The organism is bacterium (genome assembly GCA_021372775.1).
Classification (GTDB): domain Bacteria; phylum Acidobacteriota; class Polarisedimenticolia; order J045; family J045; genus JAJFTU01.
On sequence record JAJFTU010000183.1, the window covers coordinates 1 to 8,857 of the forward strand.

An 8,857-nucleotide genomic window follows, 5' to 3' on the forward strand; every position below is an offset into this window, starting at 1 on the left:
GTGGCGTCGCGGTGCGGCTCGGTTCGAGCGCGCGGCGCAGGGCGAGGTCGCCGCAGGGACAGGCGTCCGGCTCGCCGAGACCGCGCAGCAGCACGTAGTCCGCCGTCCACGGGCCGATTCCGGGCAGGGCGAGCAGTTGCGCGCGGACGGCGTCGGCGTCGGCGTCGAAATCCACGGCGCCGTCGCGCACGGCGCGCGCGAGGCCGCGCAGCGCCGCCGCGCGCGCGTTCGTCAGCCCGATCGCGGAGAGGTCGGCCGCGGCGAGCGCCGCGGCGTCGGGGAAGAGACGCGTCAGGCGCGGGCCGCCGTCGAACGGCGCGCCGAAGCGCTCGGCGAGACGGCCGGCGAGCGTGCGCGCCGCGGCGACGGTGATCTGCTGCCCGAGGACGGCGCGGACGGCGAGTTCGAACGGATCCGCGGCGCCGGGGAGGCGCAGCCCCGGGCGGCGCCGCGCGAGCGGCGCGAGAAGCGGGTCGCCGCGGAACGTGGCGGCGATCGACGCCGGGTCGGCGTCGAGGTCGAACATCCGCCGCACGCGGGCGAGCAGCCCCTCCAGCGCGCGCGGCGCCGCGGCGCGGAGCCGCAGCTCGAGCGCGTCGCCTGCGCCGGCGGGACGCACGGAGAGCGCCGCGGCCGCGCCGTCGACGCGCAGCGTGCGGGCGTAGGCGCCGTCCGCGACCGACTCGACGCCGGGCGTCGCGCGCGCGGCGAGGAACGCGAGGATCGAGGCCCAGTCGTAAGGCGGGCGGAAGGCGAGGCGGAGCGCCAGCTCGCCGCGCGCCTCGCCGGGCGCCGCGCGGCGCGCCCGCCGCAGCTCGCGCGGGGCGCGGCGGAAGGCGCGGAGGAAGGCGTCGTTGAAGCGACGCGCGCTGCGGTACCCGGCCGCGGCGGCGACGTCGGCGATCGGCAGGTTCGTTTCGTCCACGAGCCGCTTCGCGAAGTGCAGCCGGCGCGTGGCGGCGACGGCGAGCGGCGAGGCGCCGACGTGGCGCGCGAACAGCCGGTCGAGCTGCCGCGCGCCGACGCCGAGACGCGCGGCGAGGTCCTCGACGCCGCCGCGGTCGAGCGCGCCTTCGTCGATCAGGCGCAACGCGCGCCGCACGGTCGCCGCGGCGCCGATCCAGGCCGGCGCGCCGGGCGCCGCCTCGGGACGGCAGCGGAGGCAGGGGCGGAAGCCGGCCTCCTGCGCCGCGGCCGCCGTGGCGAAGTAGCGCACGTTCGCGCGCCGCGGCGTCGGGGCGGGGCAGATCGGCCGGCAGTAGACGCCGGTCGTGACGACGGCGACGAAGAATCGGCCGTCGAAGCGCGGGTCGCGCGCGATCCGCGCCCGCTCGAGCGCGCGTTCGTCGAACTGCGGCGGGGGTTCCATCGCCGGCGAGTGTAGCGCCGGCGCCCGCCGCGGACTGGCCGTTTTCGGACCTCGCCGTTTCCGCGGCGGGACGGCCCGCCGCGGCGGCGTCCGCGCGCGGTTCTCGACGCCGCGACGGGCCGTTCGCGCGACGGGGCGGACGGCCGCGCGCCGCGGCTACTTGTCGTTCTTGAACCCCTGCTTCGCCGCGCAGCCCTTGACGTGCGGGAAGTAGACCTTGTCGTAGATCCCGGCGAGGTTCGCCGACCACGGCAGGCCGTCGGCGCGGCCGATCTTCTTCCAGTGTTCGGCCAGCTCGACGTCGTACTCCGCGATCGCCGGCTCGAGCGCCGCTTCGTCGTAGCGCTCGTCGAAGCGGAACGCCGGCAGCGGCAGCCGCGGCTTCCGCTCCGCGGGCTCCGCGACGTGTCCGACGCACATCCCGACGACCGGGAAGGTCATCGGCGGCAGCCCGAGCAGCGCGACCATCGCGTCGGGATCGCGGCGGATGCCGCCGATCGGCACGGTCCCGAGGCCCAGCGCTCGCGCCGCGGTCATCATGGCGCCGAGCGCGATCCCGGCGTCGATCGAGCCGACGATCGTCCCCTCGACGCTTTCGTGGATGACCTGCTCGCGTCCGGCCATCCGCAGCGCCACCGCCGTCTTGTGGAAGTCGATCAACACCGCGAGGAAGACCGGCGCCTTCGCGATCCAGGGCTGGCCCCCCGCGATCTCCGCGATCTTCGCGCGGCGCTCCGCGTCCCGCACGACGACGACCGAGACCTGCTGTCCGTTGATCGACGTCGGCCCGCGCCGCCCGGCCTCGACGATCGTCGCGAGGTCGGCGTCGGAGACCGCTTCGTCGGTGTAGCTCCGCTCGCTCTTGTGGGCCAGCAACACGCTGATCGCTTCGTTCATCGCCTGCGCCTCCGGGACGCGGCGCCTCCGCGCGCCGCGCACGCGCCGATTCTAGCGCTCGCCGCGCTTCGTCCGTCGCGCGCGCCAAGCGGCGCGGCGCCGGCCGGTGGAGTATCGTGACTGCGCCTCTTCTCAGGGCGGGGTGGAAGTCCCCACCGGCGGTGTCCCGGCGCGAGCCGGGGAGCCCGCGAGCGCCTCCGAAAACGGAGGGTCTGCAGACTTGGTGCGAAGCCAAGGCCGACGGTCACAGTCCGGACGGAAGAGAACGGAGGAACCGTGACGTCTTTGCTGACGGCGCGCTGCGGCGCGCCGCGCGTCCGCTTGGAGCGGGCGATCGAGTCGCTGGCCGCGGGGCGCGGCATCCTGGTCGTGGACGACGAAGACCGCGAGAACGAAGTCGACATGGTCTTCGCCGCCGAGACGCTGACCGAAGAACAGATGGCGCTCTTGATCCGCGAAGGGAGCGGCATCGTCTGCCTCTGCCTCACGCCGGAGCGGACGCTCGAACTGAAGCTGCCGCAGATGTCGCCGGTCAACACGAACCACCACGGAACCGCGTTCACCGTCTCGATCGAGGCGGCGCGCGGCGTGACGACCGGCGTTTCGGCCGCCGACCGCGTGGCGACCGTGCGCGCCGCGGTCGCGGACGACGCGCGTCCGGAGGACCTCGCGCGTCCCGGGCACGTCTTCCCGCTGCGCGCGCGTCCCGGCGGCGTGCTCGAACGGCGCGGCCACACCGAGGCGGTCGTCGATCTGGCGCGCCTCGCCGGCCTCCGCCCGTGCGGCGTGCTCTGCGAACTGACGAAGCCGGACGGCACGATGGCCCGCCTTCCCGATGCGCTGGCGTTCGGAGAGAGCCGCGGCCTGCCGATCGTCGCCGTGGACGACGTCGCGCGCCTGCTGTCGAAGGCGCCGCTCGGCGACTGAACCGAAGAATTCGACCGCTCGCGGGCGCTCCGCCGCCGCTTGCCGCGCTCGCTCTCGCGGCGCGCGGGGCGCGGCCTATCGTCGCCTCGCTTGGGCCGCGGGAAAGCGGCCCCTTCGCGCCGGGAGAGACCCAAGGCGCAGGAGGAACGAACGATGAGGCAGAGCCTCGTGGCGAAGATCGCGATGATGGGCGTGGCCGCCGTGGCCACCGTGGGCTTGGCGTCGGCGGGGGAGATCAAGGAAGAGCGGCGCCAGTTCGACCAGCGGGAGCTTTCGGTCTACGACCCCGCGGGCAGCGTGCGGATCGAAGCGGGCGAAGGGCCGTTCATCACGATCAGCGTCGCGCGCGGCGGCAAGGACGCCGAGCGGATCAAGCTGAAGTCGGACTTCGTGGACGACGTCGCGAGCCTGGCGGTGGTCTTCCCGGGCGACGCGATCGTCTATCCCGCGGCGGGCGTCGCGTCGACCGACGTTTTCGTGAACGGCGAAGGGAAGTTCGGGCCGGAGATCGCCGGGCGCCGCATGACGATCGCGACGCAGGGCGAGGGGCTCGAGGCGTGGGCCGACATGGTCGTGCGCGTTCCGGCCGGCCGCCATCTCACGCTCACGCTCGGCGTGGGCAAACTCGTCGCGTCGAACGTGGACGGCGCGCTGCGCCTGCAGACGATCGCCGGCGCGGTCGAGGCCGAAGGCGCCAAGGGTTCGCTCTGGGTGCGCGGCGGCGCGGCGAGCGTCGCGGTGAAGCAGGCGAACGCGGCGGTGGACGTGGCGACGGAGTCGGGCGCGATCCAGATCGTCGCCCCGGCCGGCCGCAAGCTGAGCGCGAAGAGCGCCACCGGGGCGGTGACGATCGCCCTCGACGCGAAGGCGGGCGCGGTGCTCGACGCGCGCAGCGAGGACGGCAAGGTGACGAGCAAGCTCGACGTGCCGGTGAAGGACGGCCGCCGCGCGACGGGCAAGGTCGGCGACGGCGCCGCGAAGCTGAACGTCGAGACCGAGTCCGGCGAGATCTCGATCATCGGCGCCTGACGGCGCGTTCGGCCGCGGCGCCCGCCGCGGCGCGGCTTCGGGAAGGGCGGCCTGCGGGCCGCCCTTTCGCGTTCCGCGCGCGGACGTCGCGTCGAGGACGCGGAAGGCGTCGAGTCCGCGCGCCGCACGGCCGTCGCGTCGAGGGCGCGGAAGGCGTCGAGTCCGCGCGCCGCACGGACGCTCCGTGCGCCGGTTGCCGAGCGCCCCGGTCTCCCGATATAGTCACGTCGCAACCTGAGGCCAGGATTCGTTCCGCAACCAAGGGTGGGACAGCGAGTCTTCCCTCTCGCCGGGACGGGCGCCGCGCGCGGCCGTTCGGGCGCGCGGAGCCTCCTCCCCTCCGGTCGCGGGGAGGTTTTTTTATGGAACAAGACACGTCGCTGGCGGTCGTCACGCTGATCGTCAAGGACCGCAAGGCCGGCGCCGCCCAAGTGAACGAAGAGCTGTCCCGAGCGGGCGACGTCGTCGTGGCCCGCATGGGCTTGGCCTACGGCGAACGGAACATCCACATCATCACCCTCATCGTCGACGCGACGAACGATCAGATCGGCGCCCTCACCGGGCGGCTCGGGCAGATCCCGGGCGTCACGGTGAAGGCGGCGACGGCGAAGCTCTAGGAGGCGGCATGGCGAACGAGAGCGTTGCGGCGACGGAATGGGCCAAGTCGGTCATCCGCCAGGACGAGATCGACCGGTACTTGGTGGACGGCAAGGACTTCGTGGACGACGCGCTGATCGAGTCCCTGCTCGCCGACCAGGCCGAGCCGGATCCGGCGTTGGTGCGGGAACTCGCCCGGGGCGCGCGCGGCGGGGCCACGCTCACGCCCGAGCAGGCCGCCGTGCTGCTGCGGGTGCGGGACGAGGGGCTGTGGGAGGAGATGTTCGCCGCCGCGGCCGAGGCGAAGCGGGCGATCTACGACAACCGGGTGGTCACCTTCGCGCCGCTCTACTGCGGCGATCTCTGCGTGAACGACTGCGCCTACTGCGGGTTCCGCAAGTCGAACCCGGCGATCAAGCGCAAGGTGCTCACGATGGCCCAGATCCAGAAGGAGGCCGAGCTCCTCGCCGGCAAGATCGGCCACAAGCGGCTGGTGGTCGTGTTCGGCGAGCATCCGGCGACCGACGCCGACTACATCGCCGAGTGCATGAAGAAGATCTACGAGGTGCGCGTGCCGGGCCGGGTCGGCATGGGGGCGATCCGCCGGGTGAACGTCAACGCCGCGCCGATGTGCGTGGCCGAGCTGCGCAAGCTGCACGAGGCGGGCATCGGCACCTTCCAAGTGTTCCAGGAGACGTACCACCGGCCGACCTACGAGGCGGTGCATCCGCGGAACACGGTCAAGGGGCACATGCGCTGGCGCCTCTACGCCCTGCACCGCGCGATGGAAGCGGGCATCGACGACGTGGCGATGGGCGCGCTGCTCGGGCTCCACGACTGGCGCTACGAGCTGCTGGCGATGGTCATGCACACGCGGGACTTGGAGCGGCAGTTCGGCATCGGCGTGCACACCGTTTCGGTGCCGCGCATCGAGCCGGCGGAGAACACCGACTTCGCCTGGCTGAAGCATCGCGTGGGCGACCGGGACTTCAAGCGCCTGGTCTGCCTGCTGCGCCTGTGCATTCCCTCGGCCGGCCTGATCGTCACCTGCCGCGAGACGCCGGAGATGATCCGCGACGTGATCCCGATGTGCACCCAACGGGACGCGTCGAGCCGGATCGGCATCGGCGCCTACGCCGACGGCGCGACGGAGGACGCCGGCGGCCAGACCGGCGAACGCCAGCAGTTCATCCTCGGCGACACCCGCTCGCTGGACGTCGTGGTCCGGGAGCTGGCCGAGATGGGCTACATCACGTCGTTCTGCACCGCCGGCTACCGCTGCGGACGGACGGGGAAGAAGATCATGGATCTGCTCCGTTCCGGCCGGGAAGGGTGCTTCTGCAAGCTGAACGCCGTGCTCACCTTCCAGGAGTGGCTGGAGGACTTCGCCTCCCCCGAGACGCAGGAAGTCGGCGCGCGGATCGTGGCCAAGGAGCTGGAGGAGATCAAGGCCCGGACGCCGAAGGACTTCTCCGAGCCGCTGCACCGCAACTTCCTCGGCGATCTGGAGCGGATCAAGAAGGGCGAGCGGGACCTCTACTTCTAGCGCGCCCCGCGCCGTCGGGCGCGAGGCGAGGCGAACGGATCGGGAGGGCGGCCTTCGGGCCGCCCTTTCTCGTTGTGCTACCGTGCGCCTTGCGGCGGCGCCCCGCGCCGCCGGGGAGGAAGGATGGGCTTCGCCGGTTTCGGCCGCGCGGCGGTCGCCGCGTGCGCGCTCGCGGCTCTGGTCGCGCCCTCCGCGGGCGCCGCGGCGCCGCGGCGCGTGTCGGTCTCCGCGCCGACGCTTCAACTGCGGCCGGAAGAGCGGGTCAAGGGGTTCGAGCTGGTCGTCAAGGGCGGGCGGGTGACGGCGCTGCCGCGCATCCCCGCGCCGTTCCGGATCAAGGTCGGCAACGAGGACGACGGCGACGCGCGCGTCGAGGGGACCGCGCTGACCGGCTACGCCTCGTTCAACGCCGCCCTCTTCCAGGACTTCGTGGAGTTGGAGCTGAAGGACGGCGCGACGATCCGGCTGCGCGTGGACACGACGACCGACTTCGAGACGATCGCCCGCAAGATCACGATCGAGGGCGAACAGCTGGCGCTGCGGCCGCTGCCCTGATCCCGGTCAAATCGTCTCCGCGAAGTTGTCCGAACCGGGCCGGTACGCGATCCTTCGCCGTCCGCAGCCCGGCTGCGTCCGGGGACGACGGGAGTCGCGATGAGGGGATTTGCGGTCTTGACGGCGTCGCTGCTCTGCGCGGCCGCCGTCTCGCAGGCGTGGGCGGCGGCGCCCACGGCGGTCGTGATCGAGGGGAGCGGGCTCGACTGGCGCGAGGCGCGCCGGATCGTCGAGCTCTACGGCGGGCAGGTCGTGCACGCGCTGCCGCCGTACGTCGTGGTCGGCGACGTTCCGCCCGCGGCGCTCGACGCGCTGCGCGCGGGGCGCTCGCCGGGACGGACCTGGGACGGCGCGCGGATCCGCGCCGCGGCCGACGCGGGCGAGGCGAAGGCGCTGACGTCGGAGTTGGTCGCCGCGGCAGGGAAGGGCGCCGCGGTTCCGGCGGAGATCCGCGCGGCGCTCTCGTTCGTCGAACGGCCCGAAGCGTCTCCGGCGGCGCTCGCGGCGTCGCCGGCCGAAGGACTCCTCGACGTGGCGCCCGCGGCGGCGTCGTTCGGCGCTGCGGCGCCGCGTCCGGCCGCGCCTCTCTCGGCGATCACGGGGCACTACAACACCTCGGACTTCCTCTCCGGCGACATCGCCGTCGGGATCGTGCGTCCCGAGTCGAACGGAGCGGCGGACGGCGTGAACGCGAACGACTGGACCGACGCCGAGGTCGCCGACACGTTGACCGAGCTGCTCGCGGCGAACGACCTGCTGGCCGGAGCGGCGCCGGCGGGGCGCGTCGCGTTCGTCTACCGCACCGAGAGCGCCGGCAGCGGCGTCGCGGGGACGGTCCCGTGCGGCTACGAGGCGGCCAACTACCAGAACCTCGACTTCACCGTCCTGCAGGACATTTTCACGCGCCTCGGCTACAACGGCGCGGACGGCCGCGAGTCGTTCGTCCTCTGGGTGAACGCGCTGCGCGACGCCTTCAAGACCGACTGGGCGATCGGCTACGTGATCGTGGACGACAGCGCCTCGCCGAGCCCCTACAACTCCGCCTTCCCGCTCGGGCCCGGCGCCTGGTTCAAGCGTTCGGCGCGGCGCGAGATCTACTCCCACGAGACGGCGCACATTTGGGGCGCGCGGGACGAGTACGGCGACGGGGCGCTCACCTACGCCGAGTTGTTCGGCGGCTACATGCAGGTCGTGAACGCCAACAGCGAGAACAAGCTCGGCCACGGCTACTTCTCCGGCGCGGGGGAGGCTCTGCCCTCGCTGATGCTCGACACGAACCACTACATCGACCCGTGGGCGCGCGGGCAGATGGGGCTGCAGGACCGCGACGGCGACGGCGTCTACGACCCCGAAGACACGTTCCCGGTCGTCGCCCTCGACGCCGCGGCGGGGAGCCCGGTCGTCGTCGCCGGGCGCGCGTCGGCCGGCGTCCTTCCCCGCGAGACCCCCGTCGAGACGTTCCTGAGCACGGGAGACGTCGCGATCAACCGCATCGCGCGGGTCGAATGGCGCCTGAACGGCGGTCCGTGGCAGGACGCGGCCGCGGCCGACGGCGCGTTCGATTCCGCTTCCGAGGCGTTCGTCTGCGCGTTGCCGCCGCTCAAGAACGGCGGCTACGTGCTCGAGGCGCGGGCGACCGACAACTTCGGGCAGACGACGCAGCGCCTCGCGCGGCGGGACTTCGTCGTCTCCGGCAGTTCGCTCGCCGACAACGCGCCGTTCGCCGTCTTCGCCGTCGAACCGCGGCTCGGCGGCCTCGGCACGACGACCTTCCGCTTCGACGCGGCCGGCTCGAGCGACGAGGAGGACGGTTCGTCCGCGCTCGAGTATCGCTTCGACCTCGACGGCGACGGCACGTTCGAGAGCGGCTGGTCCTCCGCCGCCGCGGCGAGCCGCTCCTTCTCCGACGCCGGCGAGCGGACGGCGCGCGTCGAAGT

Annotated in this window: 8 protein-coding genes and 1 riboswitch; of the genes, 6 read left to right on the forward strand and 2 right to left on the reverse strand. The window is 73.3% G+C overall.

Going from position 1 to position 8,857, the window contains the following annotated elements:
* Together LLG88_06115 and LLG88_06120 are read right to left on the reverse strand one after the other, a co-directional pair.
* Positions 1-1,369 (reverse strand): helix-turn-helix domain-containing protein (locus LLG88_06115; protein MCE5246481.1); only part of this gene is annotated, 1,369 nt, incomplete at its 3' end.
* A gap of 156 nt (positions 1,370-1,525) precedes the next feature.
* Positions 1,526-2,266, reverse strand: a complete 741-nt coding sequence (locus tag LLG88_06120) for an NADPH-dependent oxidoreductase (GenBank protein MCE5246482.1) — start codon at positions 2,264-2,266, stop codon at positions 1,526-1,528.
* Between the two features lie 124 nt (positions 2,267-2,390).
* Positions 2,391-2,537: riboswitch (FMN riboswitch) on the forward strand.
* Positions 2,538-2,542: 5 nt separating this feature from the next.
* Between LLG88_06120 and ribB the strand changes: the two genes are divergently transcribed.
* The 6 genes from ribB to LLG88_06150 form a co-directional block, all read left to right on the forward strand.
* Entirely contained in the window at positions 2,543-3,193 is a 651-nt protein-coding gene (gene ribB / locus LLG88_06125) for a 3,4-dihydroxy-2-butanone-4-phosphate synthase (GenBank protein ID MCE5246483.1), read from the forward strand.
* A 153-nt stretch (positions 3,194-3,346) separates the two neighbouring features.
* The gene (locus LLG88_06130; protein ID MCE5246484.1) at positions 3,347-4,222 is read left to right on the forward strand and encodes a DUF4097 domain-containing protein; all 876 of its coding nucleotides are present in this window, start codon (positions 3,347-3,349) and stop codon (positions 4,220-4,222) included.
* Positions 4,223-4,584: 362 nt separating this feature from the next.
* Positions 4,585-4,839 (forward strand): iron-only hydrogenase system regulator, encoded by a 255-nt coding sequence (locus LLG88_06135; protein ID MCE5246485.1) that lies wholly within the window; start codon positions 4,585-4,587, stop codon positions 4,837-4,839.
* Positions 4,840-4,847: 8 nt separating this feature from the next.
* Positions 4,848-6,365, forward strand: a complete 1,518-nt coding sequence (gene hydG / locus LLG88_06140; protein ID MCE5246486.1) for a [FeFe] hydrogenase H-cluster radical SAM maturase HydG — start codon at positions 4,848-4,850, stop codon at positions 6,363-6,365.
* 123 nt (positions 6,366-6,488) lie between these two features.
* Positions 6,489-6,920 (forward strand): hypothetical protein, encoded by a 432-nt coding sequence (locus LLG88_06145; GenBank protein ID MCE5246487.1) that lies wholly within the window; start codon positions 6,489-6,491, stop codon positions 6,918-6,920.
* A gap of 99 nt (positions 6,921-7,019) precedes the next feature.
* A partial coding sequence (locus tag LLG88_06150) for a hypothetical protein (protein MCE5246488.1) occupies positions 7,020-8,857 on the forward strand: 1,838 nt, incomplete at its 3' end.

Excerpts from the sequence above, each read along its gene's own strand:
- LLG88_06135 (MCE5246485.1), top strand. The coding sequence starts at position 4,585 with ATGGAACAAGACACGTCGCTGGCGGTCGTCACGCTGATCGTCAAGGAC.
- hydG (MCE5246486.1), top strand. The coding sequence starts at position 4,848 with ATGGCGAACGAGAGCGTTGCGGCGACGGAATGGGCCAAGTCGGTCATC.
- LLG88_06130 (MCE5246484.1), top strand. The coding sequence starts at position 3,347 with ATGAGGCAGAGCCTCGTGGCGAAGATCGCGATGATGGGCGTGGCCGCC.
- LLG88_06120 (MCE5246482.1), bottom strand. The coding sequence starts at position 2,266 with ATGAACGAAGCGATCAGCGTGTTGCTGGCCCACAAGAGCGAGCGGAGC.
- LLG88_06145 (MCE5246487.1), top strand. The coding sequence starts at position 6,489 with ATGGGCTTCGCCGGTTTCGGCCGCGCGGCGGTCGCCGCGTGCGCGCTC.